The sequence below is a fragment of the Arcobacter sp. genome (assembly GCF_050300555.1).
Lineage (GTDB): Bacteria > Campylobacterota > Campylobacteria > Campylobacterales > Arcobacteraceae > Arcobacter.
This window is the reverse complement of record NZ_JBNKXY010000009.1, coordinates 39,293-62,598: the sequence shown is the minus strand read 5'-3', so window position 1 is coordinate 62,598 and position 23,306 is coordinate 39,293. Positions and strand designations below refer to the sequence as shown.

General features: G+C 29.0%; 24 protein-coding genes and 1 tRNA gene. 5 read left to right on the top strand and 20 right to left on the bottom strand.

Translation table 11 applies throughout. The features are described 5' to 3' along the window. The first annotated feature begins 4 nt into the window (after window positions 1–4). A tRNA-Ser gene (locus ACQY5W_RS08230) sits at window positions 5–92 on the top strand. 156 nt (window positions 93–248) lie between these two features. Beyond that, window positions 249–2,141 (top strand): flagellin, encoded by a 1,893-nt coding sequence (locus tag ACQY5W_RS08225; protein ID WP_428024482.1) that lies wholly within the window; start codon window positions 249–251, stop codon window positions 2,139–2,141. A gap of 91 nt (window positions 2,142–2,232) precedes the next feature. Here the strand turns inward: ACQY5W_RS08225 and ACQY5W_RS08220 are convergent, their stop codons facing one another. The 16 genes from ACQY5W_RS08220 to ACQY5W_RS08145 all read right to left on the bottom strand — a co-directional run bounded on the left by ACQY5W_RS08220 (window position 2,233) and on the right by ACQY5W_RS08145 (window position 14,198). Further along, a complete protein-coding gene (locus ACQY5W_RS08220; RefSeq protein WP_428024481.1) occupies window positions 2,233–2,592 on the bottom strand; it encodes a hypothetical protein in 360 nt (119 codons plus the stop codon). Window positions 2,593–2,649: 57 nt separating this feature from the next. Next, window positions 2,650–3,372: an MBL fold metallo-hydrolase gene (locus ACQY5W_RS08215; RefSeq protein ID WP_428024480.1), complete on the bottom strand. Its 723-nt coding sequence runs from the start codon at window positions 3,370–3,372 to the stop codon at window positions 2,650–2,652. A gap of 18 nt (window positions 3,373–3,390) precedes the next feature. Further along, entirely contained in the window at window positions 3,391–4,065 is a 675-nt protein-coding gene (locus ACQY5W_RS08210; RefSeq protein WP_428024479.1) for an endonuclease/exonuclease/phosphatase family protein, read from the bottom strand. Further along, the gene (locus ACQY5W_RS08205) at window positions 4,049–4,579 is read right to left on the bottom strand and encodes a hypothetical protein (protein ID WP_428024478.1); all 531 of its coding nucleotides are present in this window, start codon (window positions 4,577–4,579) and stop codon (window positions 4,049–4,051) included. The genes ACQY5W_RS08210 and ACQY5W_RS08205 overlap by 17 nt, the downstream gene beginning before the upstream one ends. Next, a complete protein-coding gene (locus ACQY5W_RS08200; RefSeq protein WP_428024477.1) occupies window positions 4,576–5,214 on the bottom strand; it encodes an acetyltransferase in 639 nt (212 codons plus the stop codon). The genes ACQY5W_RS08205 and ACQY5W_RS08200 overlap by 4 nt, the downstream gene beginning before the upstream one ends. Continuing rightward, complete coding sequence (locus tag ACQY5W_RS08195; RefSeq protein ID WP_428024476.1) at window positions 5,214–6,359, bottom strand: alpha-D-ribose 1-methylphosphonate 5-triphosphate diphosphatase; 1,146 nt, start codon at window positions 6,357–6,359, stop codon at window positions 5,214–5,216. Before ACQY5W_RS08195 ends, ACQY5W_RS08200 begins: the two co-directional genes overlap by 1 nt. Continuing rightward, the gene (phnL, locus tag ACQY5W_RS08190; protein WP_428024475.1) at window positions 6,343–7,047 is read right to left on the bottom strand and encodes a phosphonate C-P lyase system protein PhnL; all 705 of its coding nucleotides are present in this window, start codon (window positions 7,045–7,047) and stop codon (window positions 6,343–6,345) included. The genes ACQY5W_RS08195 and phnL overlap by 17 nt, the downstream gene beginning before the upstream one ends. A gap of 8 nt (window positions 7,048–7,055) precedes the next feature. Continuing rightward, window positions 7,056–7,892, bottom strand: coding sequence for an ATP-binding cassette domain-containing protein (locus ACQY5W_RS08185; RefSeq protein WP_428024474.1), 837 nt, complete (start codon window positions 7,890–7,892; stop codon window positions 7,056–7,058). Then, entirely contained in the window at window positions 7,892–8,719 is an 828-nt protein-coding gene (locus tag ACQY5W_RS08180; RefSeq protein WP_428024473.1) for an alpha-D-ribose 1-methylphosphonate 5-phosphate C-P-lyase PhnJ, read from the bottom strand. The genes ACQY5W_RS08185 and ACQY5W_RS08180 overlap by 1 nt, the downstream gene beginning before the upstream one ends. Continuing rightward, the gene (locus tag ACQY5W_RS08175; RefSeq protein ID WP_428024472.1) at window positions 8,716–9,765 is read right to left on the bottom strand and encodes a carbon-phosphorus lyase complex subunit PhnI; all 1,050 of its coding nucleotides are present in this window, start codon (window positions 9,763–9,765) and stop codon (window positions 8,716–8,718) included. Before ACQY5W_RS08175 ends, ACQY5W_RS08180 begins: the two co-directional genes overlap by 4 nt. Next, window positions 9,765–10,301 (bottom strand): phosphonate C-P lyase system protein PhnH, encoded by a 537-nt coding sequence (locus ACQY5W_RS08170; RefSeq protein ID WP_428024471.1) that lies wholly within the window; start codon window positions 10,299–10,301, stop codon window positions 9,765–9,767. The genes ACQY5W_RS08175 and ACQY5W_RS08170 overlap by 1 nt, the downstream gene beginning before the upstream one ends. Window positions 10,302–10,304: 3 nt before the next feature. Continuing rightward, complete coding sequence (locus tag ACQY5W_RS08165; protein WP_428024470.1) at window positions 10,305–10,730, bottom strand: phosphonate C-P lyase system protein PhnG; 426 nt, start codon at window positions 10,728–10,730, stop codon at window positions 10,305–10,307. Window positions 10,731–10,732: 2 nt separating this feature from the next. Then, the gene (gene phnE / locus ACQY5W_RS08160) at window positions 10,733–11,590 is read right to left on the bottom strand and encodes a phosphonate ABC transporter, permease protein PhnE (protein WP_428024469.1); all 858 of its coding nucleotides are present in this window, start codon (window positions 11,588–11,590) and stop codon (window positions 10,733–10,735) included. A 100-nt stretch (window positions 11,591–11,690) separates the two neighbouring features. After that, entirely contained in the window at window positions 11,691–12,566 is an 876-nt protein-coding gene (phnD, locus tag ACQY5W_RS08155; RefSeq protein ID WP_428024468.1) for a phosphonate ABC transporter substrate-binding protein, read from the bottom strand. A gap of 155 nt (window positions 12,567–12,721) precedes the next feature. Next, window positions 12,722–13,480 (bottom strand): phosphonate ABC transporter ATP-binding protein, encoded by a 759-nt coding sequence (phnC, locus tag ACQY5W_RS08150; protein ID WP_428024467.1) that lies wholly within the window; start codon window positions 13,478–13,480, stop codon window positions 12,722–12,724. Further along, a complete protein-coding gene (locus tag ACQY5W_RS08145) occupies window positions 13,473–14,198 on the bottom strand; it encodes a GntR family transcriptional regulator (RefSeq protein WP_428024466.1) in 726 nt (241 codons plus the stop codon). The genes phnC and ACQY5W_RS08145 overlap by 8 nt, the downstream gene beginning before the upstream one ends. A gap of 183 nt (window positions 14,199–14,381) precedes the next feature. Between ACQY5W_RS08145 and galU the strand changes: the two genes are divergently transcribed. The 3 genes from galU to ACQY5W_RS08130 are packed head-to-tail and all read left to right on the top strand — an operon-like array spanning window position 14,382 to window position 19,186. Next, window positions 14,382–15,227, top strand: coding sequence for a UTP--glucose-1-phosphate uridylyltransferase GalU (gene galU / locus ACQY5W_RS08140; RefSeq protein ID WP_428024465.1), 846 nt, complete (start codon window positions 14,382–14,384; stop codon window positions 15,225–15,227). Continuing rightward, complete coding sequence (locus ACQY5W_RS08135; RefSeq protein WP_428024464.1) at window positions 15,217–16,413, top strand: glucose-6-phosphate isomerase; 1,197 nt, start codon at window positions 15,217–15,219, stop codon at window positions 16,411–16,413. The genes galU and ACQY5W_RS08135 overlap by 11 nt, the downstream gene beginning before the upstream one ends. 1 nt (window position 16,414) lies before the next feature. Next, entirely contained in the window at window positions 16,415–19,186 is a 2,772-nt protein-coding gene (locus tag ACQY5W_RS08130) for a DEAD/DEAH box helicase (RefSeq protein WP_428024463.1), read from the top strand. Window positions 19,187–19,191: 5 nt separating this feature from the next. Here ACQY5W_RS08130 and ACQY5W_RS08125 read toward each other — a convergent pair whose 3' ends face one another. From ACQY5W_RS08125 to ACQY5W_RS08110, 4 genes are read right to left on the bottom strand one after another with little or no spacing between them, the layout of a single operon-like run. After that, on the bottom strand, window positions 19,192–20,307 hold the full coding sequence (locus ACQY5W_RS08125) for a cytochrome-c peroxidase (protein ID WP_428024462.1): 1,116 nt from the start codon (window positions 20,305–20,307) through the stop codon (window positions 19,192–19,194). After that, window positions 20,282–21,208 (bottom strand): sterol desaturase family protein, encoded by a 927-nt coding sequence (locus ACQY5W_RS08120; protein ID WP_428024461.1) that lies wholly within the window; start codon window positions 21,206–21,208, stop codon window positions 20,282–20,284. Before ACQY5W_RS08120 ends, ACQY5W_RS08125 begins: the two co-directional genes overlap by 26 nt. A gap of 1 nt (window position 21,209) precedes the next feature. Further along, window positions 21,210–22,097 (bottom strand): imelysin family protein, encoded by an 888-nt coding sequence (locus tag ACQY5W_RS08115; protein ID WP_428024460.1) that lies wholly within the window; start codon window positions 22,095–22,097, stop codon window positions 21,210–21,212. Continuing rightward, a complete protein-coding gene (locus tag ACQY5W_RS08110; RefSeq protein ID WP_428024459.1) occupies window positions 22,097–23,284 on the bottom strand; it encodes a di-heme oxidoredictase family protein in 1,188 nt (395 codons plus the stop codon). Before ACQY5W_RS08110 ends, ACQY5W_RS08115 begins: the two co-directional genes overlap by 1 nt. Between the last annotated feature and the right edge of the window lie 22 nt (window positions 23,285–23,306).

Below are 23,306 nucleotides of genomic sequence, written 5' to 3'. Positions count from 1 at the left end.
TTATAGACAGGTGTCTGAGAGGTTGAAGGTACTTCGTTGGAAGCGAAGTGTAGCTAAAACTACCGTGGGTTCGAATCCCATCCTGTCTGCCACTATATATCTTTTATACAACTACAATTTTTACATGATTTAAATAAATGTCAATAATAAAAAATATAAAAAAAAGTTATTAAGTTGTTATATTTGTAAGCTAATATTAAGAAAAGTTGAAATAGAATTCAATTAATTTTTTTATATAGGAAAACAAATTGCGAGTCAATACAAATGTTTCAGCACTGGTAGTTCAAGAAAATTCTAATTTGAACAATATTAGAATTACAAACTCTTTAGAGAAGTTAAGTACAGGTTTAAAAATAAACAAAGCAAGTGATGATGCATCGGGGCTATCTATTGCTGAAAAACTTAGAACTCAAGTGACAAGTTTAAATCAAGGTATTGATAATGGAAACTCAGCAATTAGTCTGCTTCAAATAGCAGATAAATCTATGGCAGAACAATCTAAGATATTAGACATAGTAAAATCAAAGCTTGTACAAGCTAATACAGATACTACTTCAGATGATGGAAGAGAAGCTATAAGAAAAGATATTCAAAAATTACTTCAACAGTTAGACAATATAGCACAACAAACAAATTATAACGGTACAAAGCTTTTGGAACCTAGCTTAAAAACAATAAACTCTACTACTTCAAGTGTAAGTTCCTCATCAAGTTCTAGTTCTAAAACCAATACCCTAAGCACTCAAACACTAACAGCAGGTGATAGCTATAATGGCTTAGTAAATGAAGCAACAAGTTATGATATTACTTTTACATCTGCAAATTACTTTGCCTCTATAGTATCATTATCAGGTACGGGTGGAAAATTGATAACTAATACTACGAATAATTATGGGCTTTCTACTACTGATGTTGCAACTCAAAATTTTCTTAGTAGCTTAGGAGGTGATGTTTTTGATTGGGGGGGTGGGGTTTATACAATTTCTAATGGATATGATATAGATTTTGGAAATAATTCATTTGTAATTGCTGAAATTGCTGGTGGTACCGCTACATCTTCATACTCTTATAGTGGTGGAGTATTAACTTCTTTGAGTAATAGTGCTCTTTCAACTGTGGATATTACAATCTCAGGGACATATACAACAGCGTCAAGTACATCAAGTAGTACATCAACTACATCAAGTAGTGTAACAACAGTATCTTCAGGATTAAGTTTTCAAATAGGAGAATCTTCAGGTGATTTGATTAATAATTTTAGTATTCAATCAAATACTTTAGGTCTTGGTGGAGGAAGTGAAGCTATAGACCAAACAACTGGTTCTTCTACAAGAAATAACCTAATGTCAGTTGGTGAATCTATGATATTCTCAATTGGTGGAGATGGAAACAGTGCTACAATAGATGCAACTGATGGAAGTGCAACAAATGTAAACCTAAGTGGTGATGTAAATACAATAAATCTAACAGGAACTTCAGGAACTATTTCAAATCTAGATGAAACTACATATGACTTGTTAAATGCACTCTCTATGGATATAGATGGAGTAAATAATAGTGAAACATTAAATGGTGTTACAGTTACCTTGTCTTCTGGTACAACTATAACAAAAAGTGGTGGTGGATTTACAATAAGTCAAGGAAGTATCTCCTTTAGTGATGACTACTCTATAGCCTCTATGAATATAAAAGAAACTACAGCAAGTGGAACAATATCAGTTCAAAATGCAAATAATCTTTTAGTTACAAACCTATCTGATAGTGCAACTGTAAGTGTAACATCAAATGCAAGTGGTACTTTAGTTGGTGGACAAACTTTAGCTGCACTGAAAAATCTACAAGCAGGACAATTTACACAACAAATGGCACATAGATTTCAAGGTGTAGTAGATAGTGCAATAAGTAGATTAAATACATATAGAAGTGATATAGGTTCAACTCAAAATCAAGTAGAAAGTGCTGTTAGAAATCTAATGACACAAAGTACAAATGTAGCAGCAGCAGAATCAATCATAAGAGATGTAGATTATGCAGAAGAGTCATCAAATTTTAACAAACTAAATGTGATATCCCAAGCAGGTTCTTATGCAATGTCACAGGCATTTGCTACTTCTCAAAATGTATTGAGGTTATTTTCTTAGGAAAAAAGTTATATTTAATTATTTAACTTTAATTAGATAAATATATAAAGCACTAAGAGAAGCCTATTTTATATTGGCTACTTTGCTATATTTATCTAATAAATCTTTTTTCTATCTCTTCTGGAGTAAGTTCTATATTCTCTTCATTTAAGAAACCATAAAAATAAGTATCTTCTTTATCTGATACTTCAATAACCAAAATATTTTCTTCTGCATGATTTTTAATAAATTGTTCTATGGCTTCAAGTGCTGAATTCTTCCAATATTTTTCAATTTCTTCATTATTTCCAGCATCAAAAAATAAACAATCTTCACATAAAGAAAATAGATAATTTCCTGCTCCTTCATATATTTCAAAAGAGTTATTGTCATTATCAAGTTTTTCATTTGTAAATGGACAGTGTAAACTAAACTTTTTATTTTCTTTTGATTTAAGTACAACTTTATTCATTATCTATCCTACATAATTAATTTTTTGAATTATACAATTTGATTCATTGAAATAAAATCAAACATTGTAAAAATCATATTTCAATTTAATGTTATTTGATTTTAAGTAACTCAACGTATGATGAGAAGCATGAATTAGATGTGATTTTTTAGCATTTATTTTATCTAGAAGTTTTATAGCTTCTTCATAGTTTAAATGGTTACCATTATTAAAATTTGGGGCAAGTCCTGCATCTATAAAACACTCATCAATCTTTTTTGATAATAAAAAGTCCATAGATTCATCTGATATACCAGCACAGTCGGTTAAGTAAGCTATGGTTTTATTTTTATCTTCTATTAGATATCCTGTAGTATTTTTTGAGTGTTGCAATGGTATAGGGGTAAAGGTGAGTTCATATATTTTTATAGGATTAAAAGCACTATTTTGAATGTAATTTATAGCTTTTGTATGTTTAAAAAGATCGGCAAAACCTTTTTCATCTTTAGGATGATAACAATCAATTTTATCAGCACTATATCTAAGCCTTAAAAGTCCTAATGTATGGTCGGGATGAAAATGAGTAAGTAATATTGCTTTGATTTTTTTATTATCAAAGATAGATGAAATATTTTCAATACCTGCATCAATTAAAATAATTTCACCATTTTCACAAGTTATATAAGCACTTGTGGCTAGATTGATTTTATTATTTTTTCTATACTCTTCACAAATAAGACATTTACAATTATGTATAGGAATTCCACCACTATCTGCAGTACCTAAAAAATCTAGTTTCATATTACCTCTTTTGTAATTTTACCAAATAAAACTATTTTCTAAACAATAATGATCACTCAAATTTTTAATACTTATTTTTGATTTTACATCCACATCAAAACTACTTTTATAGAAAATATAATCTAATATCAAGTCATCTTCATAGGTTGCTAGTTCATTTACTGTATTATATCCACATCTTTTTATTTTTTTTATCTCTTTTGAGTTACTATTTGAATTCATATCTCCACAGATTATCGTAATATCACTTTTGTATTTTTCAAGTTTGTATCTTATAATATCTATTTGATTCATCCTACCTTGATAGCTTAGATTTGTTAAGTGAGTATTTACAATGGTTACTTTTTTATCATTAAATTCTAGTTGAACAAATTGGGCACCTCTTTCATCTTCTTCATTTTTATTAAAATAGATATCTTCCAAATGAGATAGTTTATACTTTGATAAAATTGTTAGGTTTGAACTTGATTTTTGTCCATCTCTTTTTTTTGTGCGTAGGGGCAATGTAATTTTATGAAATCCTAATATTTTATTAATAGTATCACTACTTGAAAATGATAGATCTTCATAGTCTTCTTGAAAACAAATAAAATCAAGATTTTTTAGATTATCTCCAATCTTATGAATTCTTTTAGGAAAATTGCCACAATTTTTCCATAAATTATAAGTTGCTATATTAAATGATTGATTCATTTTTTATTCTTTCTAATAAAATAATAAAGTTTGAAATTGATATATCAAGAGAAGTTGAGTTATCAAATTGTATGATATTTGTAGCATCAATTTTTTTATAACTTCTAGCGAGTCTTTTTTGTATATTTTGCTCACTCTCCCTTGCTCTATTTTTTAATCTTTTATATAAAATATCTTTTGGAAGAGTTATTTCTATGGTAATTACATTTTCAAAATTATCTTCAAAGTCTTTAATTACAGACCTTGATATAGAGATAATATTTAACCCAGATTTAATTTGGTTTTTTGCAATGGCATATTTATTGTTATGGGCTTCCCATGTGGAGATAAAAAAGCTATCATTTTTTAATTTTTCAAAGGCAATATCATCTATATAATAGTTATGCTCATTTTCATCTGGTTTTCTTGTAATATATCTTTTTATAAAATTTGCTTCTATTTTATTTTCAATATTTCTTAAAAGAGTATCTTTACCTACACCACTAGAACCAACTATTAAAACTATTTGTTTCATTTTTTGTACTTTTCAATAAATAACTCAATACTTTTAAAATCTTCAATTGAGTTTTTGATTTTTTTATGTTTCCAATCCCACCAAGCAATATTTTGTAAATCTTCAATTGTCTTTTTATCAAATCTATATCTTATGATTTTAGCTGGATTTCCAACAGCTATGGCAAAGGGTGGGATATCTTTTGTTACAACTGAACTACTTCCTATAACTGCACCATTTCCAATAGTTACATTGCCCATAATAACTACATTGTGTCCTATCCATACATCATTTCCAATTTCAACTCTACTTTCGCGTCTCCAGTCAAAAAAGCTTTCATCATCTAATCCAAAACCAAATAACTCTTTTCTATATAACATATGATGTTGACTTGCCCAAGACATAGGATGTTGGCTAGGATTTAATCTAACATAAGAAGCTATATTTACAAACTTTTTAATTGTAGAGTAAATAATTTGACAGTTTTCACTTGTATAAGAATAATCATCAATAATACTATCTTGCAGATTGTTATTTGCACCTATTTCTACATATTTACCTAGGGTACAATTTTTAATCATACTTGAAGAGTCAATATTTGGCTCTTTTTTTAATATACTTTTATCTTTTGTATTAAATGATTTTATCTGGTACATTATATTTTGAAACCTCTAATTCCATTGTAAACAACTTCACCGTTTTTAAATGTAAGTACAACTTTTGGGAAATGAGATTCATCTATTACAACAATATCTGCTAATTTTCCTTCTAAGATTTCACCCCTATCATTTAAGTTTGCTAGCTTTGCAGGAGTTGAACTAATCATTGCAAAACCTTTTTCAAGTTCTAAATTAACATCTTCTTTAAGTCTATAAGGACTAAGTAACAATGAAGCTGGATGATAATCACTACATAAGTAATCGCACACTCCTTGTTTAATCAATTCACGAGCTGCAATATTTCCACTTTGGCTACCACCTCGAACAACATTTGGCGCACCCATTCCTGTACTTATTCCTAACTCTTTTGCTTTTTGTGCAACTTCAACACTCAAAGGAAATTCAGAAAAAGTAACTCCTAAAGCTTTCAAAGTATTTAATTTATCTTCACAATCATCATCATGACTAAGAACTGGAATATTATGTTCAAGTCCAAATTTTACTAAATCTTCAACGATACCAACTTTATCTTTAGATAACTTTTTCTCAATATACTCATCAACATCTTCTGCATCAATTGTATATGCACTTAAGTGATACTTTTTCCATGATTCTAAAGTTTTAAATTGTCCTTGTCCTGGACTGTGATCCATGATAGATAACATATCTACTTTATTTTTGGTAATAAGTTTTTTGATAGTTTCAAGTGAGCTTTCACTTGTAATTTCAAATCTTGCATGAACTAAATTATCAACTCCTAAGTGAGCTTTATTTGCCTCATAAATCTCTTCTATTAGTTCCCTTGATTGTTCAGTTCCTCTTCCTTTGCTTAATTCTTCATCATTAAAACCAACAGCGTGATACATTGTAGTAACTCCTGCCATAGAGAGTTTTTTGTCTAATTCTATTACTGCCATTTTAGTTGGAAATTTAGCTCCTGGTCGTGGCTCTAGCTCTTTTTCAATGGCATCTCCATGTAAATCTACAAAGCCAGGTACAACTCTTCGCTCACCCAAATCAATTGCCACATCAACACTTTTATAAGGGCAAACGGCTGTTATTTTATCCCCTTGGATTACAACATCAGCCCCTTGAAATTTACCATCAATGAGTACCTTTGTACTTCTAATGATTGTTTGCATATCTTTTTTCCTTCATATCATAAATCTTATCACTGATTCTTTTCATACAATCCATATCATGGAAAATACCAATCATGGTTACCCCATCTTTTTTTATTTCTAATAACTTGTCGATTACTTTATTAGTGTTTGTTTTATCTAATGAGGCTGTTGGCTCATCAAGTAAAAGTACTGATTTTGGAGCTATAATTCCCTTTGCAATATTTACTCGCTGTTGTTCCCCACCACTAAAAGTTAAAGGAGAGATATCAAAAAGTTCTTCTTTGATATTTAAAAAGCTTAACATCTCTTTTGCTTTTTCTTTTGCTTTTTCTTCATCTTCACCTTTATCAATTAAAGGTTGTGCCACAATATCAACTGCACTAATTCTTGGTAATACTTGTAAAAATTGAGATACATATCCTAAATGCTCTTTTCTTAAATGAAGTATTTCACTCTCACTAGCAGTTGCAATATCAAGTATCTTTCCATCTTCACAATTAAACAATATCTCACCACTTGTTGTAGTATATGTTCTATATAAGGCTTTTAAAACAGAAGATTTTCCTAAACCACTTGGCCCATATAAAGATAAAAATTCCCCTTTATTTAATTCAAAGCTTATATCATGGTAACCATTTATTTTAAGTCCACCTCTTGTATGTACAGTAAACTCTTTATGTAGATTTCTTACTTTTATTTTTTCCATTTTAAACCTTACAATATACTAGATACAAGAAGTTGAGTATATGGATGTTGTGGGTCTTCTAAGATTTGATCAGTTAGACCTTTTTCTACTATTTGTCCATTTTTCATTACAACTGTTATATCTGTTAAGTGTTTTATAACACCCAAATCATGGGATACAATTACCATAGAAAAACCAATCTCTTTTTGCAGAACTTTTATTAAATCCAAAATCTTAGCCTGAACTGATAAATCAAGACCTGTAGTTGGCTCATCTAAAAGTAAAAGTTTAGGATTACTTGATAGGGCTTTTGATATTTGTATTCTTTGTTGCTGACCACCTGAAAATCTATCTGGATAATCATCTATTCTACTAACTGGTATCTCTGTTTTATCTAAGAAATATTGGGCTATATTTCTTATCTCATCATATCTTTTATTTCCACCCATGATTACTTTTTCTGCAATATTTCCACCAGCACTAAATCTATAATTTAGCCCTAATCTTGGGTTTTGATATATCATAGACATCAAAGTATTTCTTAAATAATTCATATCATTTAAGCTAGCTTTATTTATATCTTTTTTATTTCCATTTTTGTCTTTGAAATCTTCTATAAAAATCTCTCCAAGAGAGGCTTTTTGATCTTGATAAATTAGTTGTAAAAGTGTTGACTTTCCACTACCACTTTCACCTACTATTCCTAAAACCTCACCTTTTTTTAACTCCAAATTTACATTGTTTACTCCAACTACTGCATTACAGTGGGGGCAAATAGATGAGTTAGTATTGGCTCCTGTATCTTCTAAACACTTAGGACAAGATACTCCAAATATTTTTGATAAATCTTTTATTTGTAGTACCATTATTTACCCTTTTTCTCTAGTGTTTTATCACAATAAGAAGTATCACTACAATAGTAGTTTACCTTTCCCTCTTTATCATAAACTTGGTCCAAAAATACTCCACTATTTCCACATCTTTTACACTCTTTATCTTCAAATTTCTCAACTTGAAACTCTCTATCTTCAAATTTTAAAGGCTGTACATCACTATATGGAGGTATAGCATAGATTTTTTTCTCCCGTCCTGCACCAAAAAGTTGTAGAGCTTTTGAGTTACCAAGTTTTGTTGTGTCATATTTTGGAATAGGACTTGGATCCATGGCATATCTATTTTCTACAATTACTGGATATCTATTTGAAATACGACTATCTCCAAATAAAGAAGTATCTTCATAAAGTAAAACCCAAAGTTTTGAATAATCGGCATTTGCGTGCATAATTCTTGCTTTATAAGTATCTGGCTCAACTGTTTCTAAAATATCGGGCATAGGCACTTGAAATACCAAAATTTGACCTTCACTTAAAGGCTCTTCTGGAATTCTATGTCTAGTTTGTATCAGCGTTGCTTTTAAGGTATCAGTTGTAGTTTTATCTTGGGTAACAGAAGTAATAAAATTTCTAATATTAACTGCATTTACACTTCCATCACAACCTTGGTCGATAACTTTTAAGGTATCATCTTCTTTTATAAGTGATAGGGTAAGTTGTATTCCACCTGTTCCCCAACCTCTTGCTATGGGCATTTCTCTAGAAGCAAATGAGACAATATATCCAGGAATGGCTACAGCTTTTAAAGTTGCACGTCTTATCTCTTTTTTTGCATCTTCATCTAAAAAAGCATATCTCATTTATTATCCTTTGCAAAATTTGCTGCATTTGAAAAGACTTGTAAATCTGATTGAAATGTAACATAGTGTGGTAGTTTGAAGTGATTTGTAAATCCCATAGAGTCAACTCCATCAATATGATGAATAATCATCTCAATATCACTTGCAAACTCTTTTTCTCCAACACTAAATTTGGCACTATACATACTTAAATCTAATATGCTCATACTGATTGCCTTTGTTTCATTAAAACCAAAACAAAAACCAAAACCAGTGGTGAGTTTTACTTCACCATCTTCTTGTTTTTCAAAAGTTCCAGCACTTTCACAAGCTGTTACATCTAAAGTGGCTACCTTTACCTCTTTTTTTGTAAAAGGGTGTGTAAACTTAACTTGGCAAGTTCCTGTTCTAATATCTCCAATAGTTGGGTGAACATCCCCATAACCTCGAATAGAAGTATAAGCAAAACCTAACATAGAGCCAGCTTCACCTCTGCACATAGTTTGCATAACAGCACTTCTTGGATATGGAGGTTCTGGGAAAACTCTTGTAATATCAGATATCTCTTCATCAGCTTTTAGTTTTTTTACTAAATTTTTTTCTCTTAGTGGGCTTAGGGCACTTTTTATTATGTTATCTTCACTACTAAAATGTTCCCATTTTTTGCTTTGGTGAATATTGTTTAAAATTAGTTTTACTTCATAGTCATTTGAAGCTCCTAAAATCTGTCCACCTTGTATATCTTTAAAAGCTGATGATATTCTTCTTTGTATGTGCATTTCATTTGTATCAATAGTTTTTGCTATTCCTATTCTTTGGCAAGAACTTCTATGAGCTCTTAGGAAAAATGCAGCATTTAGTAAATCACCAGCACTTTTTTTTATAGCAATTGAAGCTAGTTTTTTACTATAAAGTGAGCCTTCACTCATAACTTTATCAACTGCAAATCTTAAACCAGTAGTAATATTTTCGGTTTGAATTTTATTTGAATTTTGAAGTGTCTCTTCATAAAAATTTAAAGAGTTTTCAATGGCTTCTTCTCCACCTTTTATGGCAACATAACCCATTATGCAATCTCCAGTTTTGTTGTTCTACATAAAGACTTGATTTGTCCATTGTTTTTATTTAAAAATACTATTTCATTTCCCAATGGATAAGAGATATTGTTGTTATTAAACTCTTCAATAAACTCTTTATTTACAGGATAGTTTTCATCTCTTTGGTTATTTATTCCAGGACCTCTTAAGGTAATGTTTTCACCATCAAAAGAGTCACAAAGGCAAATAATAGTACAAGAGTAGTCAGGGTTTAAGTGGGTACCTTTTTTAATCACACGTAAAACATCTTTTAAACTGTCACAAAAAAGATAGTCTGTTTCTTCAACTGTACTCTCTTTTGAGTTTGTAATTGCATCAATAATTGAAAAGTCTTCTTTTGTCAAATTTAAATAAGTAACCTCTGAATATAAAAGTACACTTGCTATTGCTAAAGTGTAAGAGTCAAAAAGTTTATTTATATTTTTTACTGTTCCTGGCATGGAAAAAGTATCTAGCAAACATCTAAAGTTTTCTCTGTTGTTTTGTTCTATATCAGTTGTATTCATCTCTTAGCCTTCCATTAAATCGAAGCTAACTCTTGTAGAGTTAACTTTTTTATTTAATATATTTTTTTGTTCTTGTATATAATTATTTGTCTCTAAACAAAGAGTTATAATCTCATTTTTGAAATCTTTTTCTTCAAATACCGCATCAAGTGATGCTATATAAAGGGATAATTGTTCATTTTCATCTTGAACCATTGACCAACCTTTATTTTTATTTACCTCTACAATTGTACTTGTAACTAAAACTTCTCCTGCATAAAATTCCCCACCACTTATAGGGTCTTTTACTGGTACCAATAAAGTTTGACTTGAAGGTTGACTAAGAACAGTTATTCCAAAGCTTTCATCAACTTTTTTATAAAGTTTTTCTAACTTTTCAAGTGGTGCTTGTTGTAATATATAATTTAAATCTTCTCTTTGAATTTCCATTTTTAAATAAACCTTTTTCTAATAAGTGCACTTAAATTATCTAAAGCCCAAACTGTAACAATAATAAAAATCAAGATTGTACAAACATGACCATTTTCAAAACCTCTTAATTTATCAAAAAGATAAAATCCAATACCACCAGCACCTACAAAACCTAAAATTGATGCACTTCTTACATCACTTTCAAATCTATATAAAACCATTGAGATAAAGTGGGGCATAGTTTGAGGAATAACTGCATATACTAAGATTTTTATAAAACCAGCCCCACTACTTGCTAAGGCTTCAACAGGACCTGGATCTATAGCTTCATTTCCTTCACTTAAAAGTTTGCTAAGAACTCCTGCTGTATGAATTCCTAAGGCTAAAATACCTGCCATTGGTCCAAGACCAACTGCACTTACGAAGATTAATGCCCATACAAGTTCATTTACTGACCTACAAATATTAGCTATAAAAGTTCCAAAAGCATAAAGGGATTTTCTCATTGTCTCATGGTAAATCGTTTTTCCAGGAATAAGTATTTGCAAAATATTTCTTGATGTGATATATGACAATGGAATAGCTAGTAAAATAGATAAAACTAAAGCAATAATTGCCATTTGAACAGTTTCTAACATTGCCCAAAAATAAGTATTTAAATCATCTTTATATAAAATTGGAGGAAAATATGAACTTCCTTCTATCTCTGGATTTCCTTTAATATATGAAACCATACTATCCCATCCACTAATAAGTCCAGTAAAACTCATCTCTGTATCAATCCAACTTTGAATAATAATGTATATTAAGATAGAAAGTAAAATGATATTAAAAAGTTTAAAGGGATTAGACTCTTTTTTTAACACCTCTATAGACATGTTTTTCCTTTTTATAAATTTAAAAAAGATTTCTAAAAAAGCTTTTTTAAATTTATTATTTTTAATTAAATAGTTGGCAAAAAGCCAACTATTTTTTTAACTATTGTTTCTTTTTTAAAGATTTTTTTAATTCGATTAATTCTCTTACAGGATTATAAAAACTATCATCTCCTGAAGCATAACCAGCGATTTTCATTTGTCCTAAAATCTTTTTATCTGTTAAAGAAAGGAATGCACCTTTTACTGCCATTTTAAATGAAGTTGGAAGATCTTTTCTTACAGTCATTGGTGAACCTGGAATTAATTCAGAAGTCCAAATAATATTAAAATCATTTTCGTTCCAGTGTTTACCTAAACCTCTGTTGTAATCAAGATTATTAGTAGATGCAGCATCAACTTTTCCAGCTTTTACAGATAGAATTGAAGCTTCATGTCCACCAGAATAAAGAACTTTTGAAAAATAATTTTGTGGATTGATACCTTTTTTAGAGAACATAACAGTAGGTACTAAAGTTCCAGAAGTTGAATTTGAATCAGTGAATGCCCAAGTTTTACCTTTGATATCTTCTAAAGTTTTAAGACCACTACCTTTTTTAGTAATAATAATTCCTTTATACCCAGGAAGTCCAGATTCTGCATCTATTTCTGTTGCTACAGCTTCTGCACCAGCTCTTTTAGCAGCTTCAACATAAGATTTTGGTCCAAAATATGCAATATCAACGTGTTTGTGTTGCATAGCAGTAATAACTCCAGCATAATCTCCAGCAGATTGTAATTTTACTTTTACACCTAATGTTTTTTCTAAGTAGTTTGCAAGTGCACCAAATGTATCTTTAATACTTGTTGTTCCAGCTACAGGAATAACTCCAAATGTAACTTCTTTTGGCCAATTTTGTGGGTTAGCACTTAAAGTTGAAGAACTTAATGTCAATGCAAGAGTTGCAAGTCCAAGTTTTTTCAAGAAATTTCTTCTCATAGTTTATACCTTTTAAATTTGAGATTAGGTACACTACAAAATCTATTTTGTAGTGTAGTTGTTCAATTATTTTGCAATAATTCACCAAAATAGCTATAGGATTAGCTCTTGCTTCATGATTCGCCAAAATTCTCAAGTAAGAGCTATTTAGTTATCTAATCTAGTTCATGTTCTTCTAAAGTCTCACCTTCATAGATTTTTTCTAGTATTTTTTCATTTAGTTCATTTGATTTACCATCAAAAATTACTTTACCTTTATTGATACCAATAATTCTTGTACAATATTTTTCTGCAATTTCAAGATGATGTAGGTTTGCTATGATAGTTACTTTTAATTCTTTGTTGATTTTTTCTAATATTTCCATTACTTTTTTTGCACTTTTTTGGTCAAGTGCAGAAATAGGTTCATCAGCTAATATTATTTTAGGTTCACTTGCTAATGCTCTAGCTATTGCTACCCTTTGCCTTTGACCTCCACTTAATTCATCACATCTTTTTGATGAATGTTTTTCTATATCAACTATTTGGAGGAGTTTTTGTACTTTCTTTAGTTCTTTTTCTTTGTAGTATTTAATAATTGCTCTTGCCATTGGAATATCTTTTAACATTCCACTAATAACATTATCAAGAACACTTAGTCTATCTACTAAATTATAGCCTTGAAAGATTATTCCAATTTGTTCTCTTAATTTTACTAAATCTTTTTTCTTAATTTTATCCATATCATAATTTAATACTTCAAACTCACCATTAAATACTTTTATTCCACCTACAACTGACATAAGAAGAGTTGATTTCCCTGCACCACTTGGACCTATGATTCCAACAAACTCTCCTTTTTCAATTTTTAGGTTTAGTTTGTTTAATATTTTTTCTTTTTTATAACCTAAAGTTAGGTTTTTCATTTTAATCATTATTGTTATCCTTATAATCAACTATAATTTTTGTCATATCACTTCTAAAATAAGAGTAACAGTAGTCTATGGTTTGATTTGATTTTTTGTCTGTTGTTTTTGTAGAGATTTTAATAATTGGTAAATCATTTTGTACATTAAAAATTTGTTTAGATATATAATTAGTTGATGTTATATCAATATCAGAACGATCTCTTAGGGGCTCTAATTTATAACTATCTTTATATAATTTTGAAATAGAGTTTGTATTTGGAATAAGATTTTCTATATTAGGTAAAGGTGCTTTATTCATATAATATTCTGCAAATAAAAAAGGTATATCATCAACAAATCTTAGATTTTTTATATATAAAACTTCTTCAGATAATCTAATATTTAATTTAGTTGCAATTTCTTTATTGGCTTTTATTGTTTTCATCTCTAAAAGTTTGATTGATGGTACTTTGTTTAGTTTTATTATTTCGTTTGTAAAAGTTGTATTTGAAGAGATTGTATAGGTGATTTTTTTAGGATTAACAAAATTTCCACTTCCTCTTCTAGAGTATAAATAGCCTTCATTCTTAAGTTTATTGATACCTTGTCTCACTGTAAGTCTAGATAGTTTGAATTTTTCACATAAAGTATTTTCTGAAGGTATTCTATTATGTTCTTTTAGTTCTGTATTTATTAGGTTTAATAAATAGTTGTAAACTAATTCATAATCAAATACTTTTGTCATTTTCACTATCCTTTCAAAATTTTATATCGAAAGTATAGGTCTGAAAAGTTACAGGGTAATTACAACTTGTATATACAAGTTAGTGTTTAAAATATAAGAGCAAAATAATTTTCCTATTACAAGTATTTTATAAATGCTTTTTTGTTACAATCTTTAAAATTTATAATTAAATGAGATACTTTTATGAAACAAAAACCTATTAAAAAATGTCTTTTCCCAGCAGCTGGATATGGGACAAGATTTTTACCTGCAACTAAAGCAACACCTAAAGAGATGCTTCCAATTTTAACTAAACCACTTATTCAATATGGAGTAGAAGAAGCAATCGCTGCTGGTATGGATACTATGGCAATAGTTACAGGACGAGGTAAAAGAGCTATTGAAGATCATTTTGATATATCATATGAGTTGGAGCATCAAATAAAAGGCACTAATAAAGAACACTACTTAACTGAAATTAGAGATGTTATTACAAAATGTACTTTTTCATATACTAGACAAATAGAGATGAAAGGTCTTGGACATGCAATTTTAACTGGTGGCGAAACATTAATTGGTGATGAGCCTTTTGCTGTAATACTTGCAGATGATTTGTGTGACCATGAAGGGAAGGGAGTTTTAGCCCAAATGGTAGAACTTTATGAAAAGTACAAATGCTCAATAGTTGCCATTGAAGAAGTACCAAAAGATGAAACATATAAATATGGGGTAATAGAAGGAAAAGAGATAGAAGAGGGTATTTTTGTAATAAGTAATATGGTTGAAAAACCAGACCCTAAAGATGCACCATCAAATCTAGCAATTATTGGAAGATATATTTTAACCCCTGATATTTATGAGATTATAAGAAATACAAAACCTGGAAAAGGTGGTGAACTTCAAATCACTGATGCTCTTATGACACAAGCAAAAGAGAATATGGTAATAGGGTATAAATTTAAGGGGAAAAGATTTGACTGTGGAAGTATAGAGGGTTTTGTAGAAGCTACAAATCATTTTTATAATAAAGAAAAAGAAAATGAAATATAACAAAAATTTTTATCAAATAAAATCAAATAAAGAGATATTTGAAAGAATAAAAAAAGAGAAAAGTTATATTGGATATTATAATCTTCCTTATCAAGATGCAAGTGAGATAAAAGAGTTTGCAAAAACTGTAACTCAAAAAGATATTGTAGTTGTGGGAATTGGAGGAAGTTCTTTAGGAACTTTTGCTATTCATAAGTTTTTATTACATAAAGAAAATGATAAAAAACTTCATTTTTTAGAGTCAACTGATCCTTTAGATTTACAAAGAAGAATTAGTAAAATAAATCTAAATGATACCCTTTTTATAATCATAAGTAAATCGGGAACTACAGTTGAAACAGTTAGTATTTTGAAGTATTTACATACACTTATAAATATAAATTCAAAAAATACCATATGTATAACAGAAAATGATAGTAAGTTAAAAACTTTTGCAAAAGCAAGGGGTATGAAAACCTTTGAAATTCCAAAAGATGTAGGTGGTAGATTTTCTGTATTTTCAACTGTTGGACTTGTACCCTTAGCAATTATGGGCTTAGATATAGATGCTTTATTAAAAGGTTGTCAAGAAGTAAGTGATAGCTTTTTTTCTCAAAATGAGTATTATGACTTACTTATGGAAAAAGCTAGATTTTTGGTTGAAAATAAAAATAGATTTAATATTAATGTTGTATTTTCATATTCACTCTTACTTGAAGGTTTTAATAAATGGTATGTTCAACTTTGGGGTGAGAGTTTAGGAAAAATAAATATCAATGGAACTAAACAAGCCTTAACTCCTATAGGATTAGTAGGACCAATTGACCAACACTCTTTTTTACAACTAATAGTTGAGGGTAAAAGAGATAAAACGGTTACCTTTATAAAAATAGAAGAGTTTGAAGATGAGATGACTATTCCTAATTTATCTTTGGAAGGTTTGGAAGAGTTAGATTATTTAAATAATATTAAATTTAAAGATTTAATAAACAAACAAGCTGATGCAACAATTGAGGCAATTGAGGGCTTAGATGATATACCATGTGATGTGATAACCATCCAATCACAAGATGAATTTAATATCGGGAAACTAATGTTTTCATATGAGTTATTAACTTCAATTGTAGGAAAATTTGTACAAATAAATACCTATGACCAACCAGGTGTTGAAATAGGTAAAGTTATCTTAAAAGAAAAATTAAAATAAAGTGAACTCACTTATTACAAATGGGGCTAATAGTAATTTTTATACCCATTTAACAAAACTTTTAAAAGAGTGTAAAAGTTACTACTTCTCTGTAGCTTTTATAAACTTTTCAGGAGTTCAGCTTCTACTTGATAGTTTGGAATTTTGCCAAAAAAATGGAATAAAAGGCAAGATTCTCACCTCCACTTATCTAAACTTTACCCAACCAAAAGCCTTAAAAAAACTACTTGAATATGAAAATATTGAGCTTAAAATTTATGATACAAATCATTTCCAAAAAGGTTTTCATACCAAAGCTTATATCTTTGAGTTTGAAGATGAGTATAAGATACTTCTTGGGTCTTCAAATATAACAGCAAGTGCTTTTAAAAGTAATATTGAGTGGAATATAAAAACTGTTTCAAAAAAAGATGATGTTTTTACAAATGAGATATTAAGTGAGTTTGATACTTTATTTAAACAAAGTTTTGAGGTGGATAGTACATTTATAAGTGAGTATGAAAACTTCTATCAAAAAAATAAAATGGAAGAGTTCTCTTATAAAAATAGCTTTACCCTAAATAGTATGCAAGAAGAGGCTTTAAATAACTTACAACACCTAAGATATAAAAATCAAACAAAAGCTTTAGCCCTTGCAGCAACAGGTACTGGAAAAACCTATCTTGCAGCTTTTGATGTAAAAGCCTATGGGGCTAAAAAAGTTTTGTTTATTGTTCATAGGGAAAATATTTTAATAAAAGCAAAAGATAGTTTTGAAAAAATTATTCCAAATAAAACTATGGGTTTATATACTGGAAATAAAAAAGAGTTGGATAAGCAGTATTTGTTCACTACTATTCAAACTATGAGCTCAAATTTTAAGAACTTCTTAAAAGATGAATTTGATTATATTGTAATTGATGAAGCACACCATATTACAAGTCCTAGCTATAAAAAAGTTTGTAAATATTTTAAACCAAAGTTTTTACTAGGTCTTACAGCAACTCCAAATAGAAGTGATGAGGGAAATGTATATGAAGTTTTTGATGAAAATATTGCTTGTGATATAAGGCTTAATGATGCTTTAGAGTATAGTTTAATATCTCCATTTCACTACTATGGAATATCTGATATTGAATCAATAGATTATGAAAATATTGATATTTTAAATATAGCTCAACTCTCAAAAGCTTTGATGATAAATAAGAGGGTTGATTATATTATTGAAAAGATGGATTTTTATTCATATGATGGTAAAAAAAGAAAAGCTTTAGCTTTTTGTGCCTCAAAAGAGCATGCAAACTTTATGGCGCAAGAGTTTAGTAAAAGAGGAATAAAATCTGTATCATTGACAAGTGGTGACTCCATAGAAAAAAGAGAAGAGTATATAAAAAACTTAGAGGATGATAACCATGACTTAGAAGTGATTTGTAGCGTAGATATTTTTAATGAGGGTATTGATATCCCTTCCATAAATAGTGTACTTTTTTTAAGACCAACAAACTCTTCGATTGTTTTTGTACAACAGTTAGGTAGGGGATTAAGAAAACATAAGAGTAAAGAGTTTGTGACAATTTTAGATTTTATTGGTAATCACAATAGAGCTTATATGGTAGCCTTTGGATTACTTGGTGATAAGATTATAGATAAAGAGAGTCTTAAAATCGCCCTTTCAAATGATTTTGCAAATATTCCCCATGCCTTTATTAGCATGGATGAGATATCTAAAAAAAGAGTATTGGAGCAAATAGAAAAAGAGAATTTTCATTCGATGAGGTATTTAAAACAAAAATACTACGAGTTTAAATCTTTACTTTCAAATAAAATTCCTATGCTTGAAGATTATATTGCTTTTAGTGACCATCTTACACCACTTGATTTTATCTCCGAGTCAAAATCATATGTAGAGTTTTTGGAAAAAGTTGAAGATAAAGATGAAATTAAAACTTTATGCCAAGATGAGAACTTCATAAAAGCCATAAGATTTTGTGAATTTTTATTACCCATAAAAAGGCTTTATGAGTTTGTAATATTAAAATATTTATTGACTCATATTTCTTGTACAGAAAAAGAGATTTTTGATTTACTAAATAAAGAGTTAGATTTTGTTTGTAAAGATACAATAAAACACTCTTTTAGATATCTAAATCAAGAGTTCTTTGATAAGTTACAAATTCAAAGATACCTAAAACTTGTGGATTTAAAAGAAGATAAACTATTTATTACAAAAGAGTTTGAACAGATATTACAAAAAAAAGAAGCAAGAACTTTTATAGAGCATAGTTTAAATTATGGAATCATAACTTACAAACAAACTTTCAAAGAAAGAAATTATGGTTTACCATTTTTGAAACTTTATGAAAAGTATAATATGCTAAATATCGCTTTAGTGTGTAATCTTGATAAAATCCATACTTCCTTTAGGGGGAGTGGTTTTTTAAAGTATAAGAATGATTTCTTTTTATTTATAACTTTACAAAAAGATAAGATGTCTAAGTCTTCAAAGTATAAAAATAACTTCTTAGATAAAAATCTGATTACCTATGTTAGTAAACCAAATATGAGTAGTGATAAAAGTGATGGATTGAAGCTTGTTCAAAATATCAAATATAAAACAAGACTACATTTGTTTGTAAGAAAGATATCCCATGAAGATAAAAAAGTTCAGCCTTTTATTTATCTTGGACTTTGTAATAGCAACTCTTATGAGGGAAATAAACCTATAAATATAACTTTAAAGCTTGAAAAGAAAGTTGGGGATGAGCTTTATGAAGAGTTCACAAAGCTTCCCTAAAATGGTTACTCTTTAATTAAATGTTCATACTTTTTATCAGTAAGTAGTTTTAAAAATGCCACAAGTGCTTCAACTTTTCTATCTGTTAATTTTTTAGCTTTTAACTCTTCTTTAGAAATAGTATCAGCAATTTCAGGTTCAGCCCATTTTTTACCAGTTTCTGGATTTATTACACGTTCTGGGTTATTGTATTTATCATAAAATTCAATAACAGTTTTTAAATCACTAAAGACACCATTGTGCATATATGGAGCAGTAACCGCTACATTTCTAAGTGTTGGAACTTTATATTTTCCTCTTTGTGCAGTACCTGTTACAGCTGGATTTGCTAAAAGTCCATCATCTAGTTTTTTTGCACCATTTTTAGCTCTTAGCTTTTCATTTATTGGTGTTCCAATATTGTGATATTGGTAGTTAGTAAATGTTTCTCCTTCTTTATCTTCACCTTTTAAAACGTGACAAGAGGCACAAGAGTTATTATTATTTGAGAAAAATAGTGATTTACCAAGATCTTCTAAAGCCGTTAAGTCATACTCATCCCTTAAAAATCTATCATATTTAGAATCAAAAGGTGATAGCTCATCACTTCTTTCAAAACTAGCAATTGATTTTGTTAAGGCTTCAAAGGCTTTTTTAGGATTGTTAAATATATCATTTCCATAAATATCTTTAAAACTTTTCACATAATATGGATTTTCTAAAAGCCTATTCATAATTTCTTTTTTACTACTCATACCCATTTCATCTGGATTTAGAGGAGGACCACCTGCTTGATCTTCTAAAGTATTAGCTCTTCCATCCCAAAACTGTCCACCCACATAGGCTTTTTCTTTTTTGTCATAATGGAATAATGGTGAGAACTTTGCATAAGATGCAGTTGGTGCACTTCTATCTCCGATTGATGTTCCATTATCACCTAATGATGCCATTTTAGCAACACCATTATCTCTATCATCTGTAAATCCACTATCAGGATTGTGGCAGGTTGCACAGGCTTGTGTTCTATTTTTTGATAGGTTTTTATCAAAGAATAGAGTCTTTCCTAATATTTGTTCTTGTGTTAAATCACTAGCATAGATATTTACGAAAAGTAAACTAGCTACCATAATTATTTTTGTCATATTGTCTCCTATTAAATAAATTTTTGAAAGGAAAAATCAAAAGAGATAAGATAGTTTTATACTCTTTCATTTGCTCCTTTCTTAGTCCAAACTTTAAAACTTTTACATCTTTTGAAAGGCATAAACTTCCAAAAAGATAATCCCATATTGCTAAGTAACCTCCATAATTTTTATTAAAATGTTTTTTACTATGATGTATTTGGTGTTGTTTTGGTGAAATAAAGATTTTTTCTAGATATTTTCCATATGAAAATGGAATATGACTATGCCTTAAATTTGAGCCAAGTATAGAAAAAATAACTATAAAAATATTTACCCCCAATACCATATAAATATCAATCATGGCACCAAAAAAATATATAAATATTCCTGTCACAAAGCCAATGCTTAAGCTATATCGAAATCCAAAAAGAATATTTTCTACAGGATGAACCCTATAAAATGTAAGTGGATTTAAAACCTTTGCACTGTGATGTACTTTATGAAACTCCCATAAAAAAGGAATCTCATGTAAAAGTCTATGCAAAATATATCTTGTGAAATCACTAAAAATAAAAAGTGATAAAGTATATAAAAATAAAATCTCTTTATATGAAAATATATTTTGTTCAAACATTCCAAAGTACAAGTATAAAAATTTTGTTATGCTATAAGCTATTGTTTTTGCACTAATAATTAATGGTATTAATAAAAAAGCATTTATAAAATAGCTTAAAATAAAGTAACTATAGTCAAGTTTTGCACTTGGATGTAGCCATAGCTTTGATGAAAAAATGGCTTTATTACTTTTTTTAGTATATAAAAAATATAAAAATGCCAAAAATATTGATGAAATAATATAAATCCAAAATACTCTTTTATTTGGATTTATAAAATAATCAAATATCATTAAATCATTCAAATTAATCTCCGTCAGCGTCTAAGATTTTAGCAGTAATACTAAGTTGTTCAATCAATGATAAAAAATATGAAATATGAAGTTTATTTACAGCTTTATATAAATCTTTTGGATTATCTTTTGATGCTTTAATTGCATTATTTAATAGCTTTTGTGCTTCTTCTATCTCTTTTTTAGCACCACTTTTTTTTGCCATAGTTGCAAAATTATAGTAGTTTTTATCTCCTATAATCTCTTCATTTGCTTCTAAAATAGCTTGAATTGAAGATAAAGTATTACTACTTAAAATATACTCTTGCTCTTTTTTAGGAGCCTTGATTCTCCACTCTTTTAATTTATAAGTGCTAGAAATAAGTGCATTCATAATCAGACCATTTTCCCATTGCTCATCTTTTTTATCAAAACTTAAATACTCTTCATAGGCACTTTTGATATCTTCTAAATTTGAAATAATAGTGCTTACAATTACATCTGCTAACTCTTTTTCTCTTTTTGTGATAGTTTTATCATTAAACAGAACATATTCTAGGGCATTTACTGTTTTGAAAGAGTGTTTAAAAAGAGCAATTTGTGGTTCATCTTTAGAGTCTATTACCCTTTTCATTTGCTCATATAAATTCTCTTTTAGATTGTGAAATACATCAATATATCTTGGAGTATCAAGATAACTTTCATCTATATCTCCAGCAAAATAAAATGCTTCAACTTTTTTCCATGAGATAATAAAGTTTTTAAAATTTTCAGCAGTATAATTTTTTTGTAAAATTTTAGCATTTTCAATTGTTTGGTTAACATTTTTTATAGATACATTTTTTAAAATAGAATCTAGAAGTGTATCTTTTGCAAATAGTGTCATAAAACTAAATGCAATTAGTAAGATAATTTTTTTCATTATAATCCTTTTAAAAACTCGATTAGGAGTTTTTTTTCTTTTTTATTTAAAGCTATGTAGTTCTCTTTTGCACGGGTAGCTTCTCCCCTATGCCAAAGAATTGCCTCTTCAAAAGTTTTAGCTCTACCATCATGAAGTAACCTAAAGTCTTTTTTTTCTGCTTTAAATCCCCACAATGGTGCAGTTCTAAATTCACTTCCAAGTGCTGCAAATTCACTTCTTCCATCACTTAAACCCTTTCCCATATCGTGTAATAAAAGGTCTGAAAAGGTATAGATATTTTTTCCATTTTTATCTTTTAGTGTTGGAGTATGACAAGAGGTACAACCGATTTCTGAAAAAGTATTTAATCCATTTTTAAAACTTTTATTTGTACTTGGGTCATAAGTTGGTAGATTTTCCAAATAAAAAGTAATAGCATCTAATCTTTCATCTGTAATATCAAGCTCATCTTTTGATTTTGGTGCTTCATTACACTCTTTTTGAAAAGAGGTACAATTTTCACCTTTGTTTATTGATGTTGATAATCCCATATCATTAAAAGCTGCATTAGCAATTTGTTCTTTTAAGAAAGCTACACTAGCTTTATATGTAAAACGTCCTAACTCTTTTTGTTGGGTAATTTTTGAGTAAACATAGTTTGCTTTTCCACTTATTCCATCACCATTTAAATCATTCTCATCAACATTTTCAAGTATTGCTTTTTTATCTATCTTAGATAATAAGCCCATCCCATAAAGTGTTGGAGCTAGTCTATATGTTATATTTGTAGTTTTGTGAAGCTTGCCATAATTTAAATTGGTTAAAGAGTATTTAGGTTTATATATAAAGTGTTCTTCATTATCAAAATATAATCCAATCTTTTCAAAATCAATATTAACCTTAGCTTCATATGGTACATCATTAATACTACTAATAGCTATTTGCCCACCATAAACAGGATCTGGAATTGAACCATCTTTTTGAAGAATATCTTTATGCAAAAGTGTATTATTTGATTTAATTGAAAGTTTTGGAATTAGAGATTTTGAGGCATTATTTGATTGATTATATAATGTTCCCCTAGCATGATTAGGGTGACAGCCAATACAGGTGTTTGCATTAAACAGTGGACCTAAGCCATCCCTTGCGGTTGTAGCACTTGGTGCTTCAACCCAAGGAATAGTAAAGAAACTTCTGCCTAACATAAATTTATCATATTCTTCATCA